This is a genomic window from Helicobacter sp. MIT 00-7814, assembly GCF_003364115.1.
Taxonomy (GTDB): domain Bacteria; phylum Campylobacterota; class Campylobacteria; order Campylobacterales; family Helicobacteraceae; genus Helicobacter_F.
Map to the genome: position 1 here is coordinate 1 of NZ_NXLL01000082.1, position 425 is coordinate 425.

Below are 425 nucleotides of genomic sequence, written 5' to 3' on the forward strand. Positions count from 1 at the left end.
TGAGAGATAGCCCACTGCCATTGCAATGCACACGCCAAAAGCCCCCGCACCAAGTGAGAGCAAAAACAAAATGATAAATTCTTTGTTGCTTAGTTCCATAGAATTCCTTTAAATTGTATCACCTTCGCGGAAGTGAATTCCGCTTCGCCTCCAGCTTCGCGCACAGACACAACCTTTTTTAGTGGGCGTGTGCCACTTAAAAAAATTCTAGGATTATGCACAAGGTTTGTGGGTTGCGCAGAAATTTCGGAATGAGGCGCACTTGGCGTGCGTCGCAGTGGAGAAATTTCAAGCTCCCGCAAAGATTGTGTATAAGCCGAATTTTTCATTATTGCACTCCTATAATGCGATAATTCCTATCCAACGCTGTGCTTAGGAATTCTTTTGTATAAAGAGCTTCTAAGCGTCCTTTTAATCCACTATCA

Annotated in this window: 1 protein-coding gene; it reads right to left on the reverse strand. The window is 43.3% G+C overall.

Translation table 11 applies throughout. From position 1 onward, the window contains the following. Window positions 1–89: 89 nt before the first annotated feature. Window positions 90–329: a hypothetical protein gene (locus CQA49_RS10345; RefSeq protein ID WP_220271754.1), complete on the reverse strand. Its 240-nt coding sequence runs from the start codon at window positions 327–329 to the stop codon at window positions 90–92. Window positions 330–425 lie beyond the last annotated feature (96 nt).

Bases quoted from the DNA above. Each gene is read 5' to 3' on its own strand.
- CQA49_RS10345 (WP_220271754.1), bottom strand. From the start codon at position 329: ATGAAAAATTCGGCTTATACACAATCTTTGCGGGAGCTTGAAATTTCT.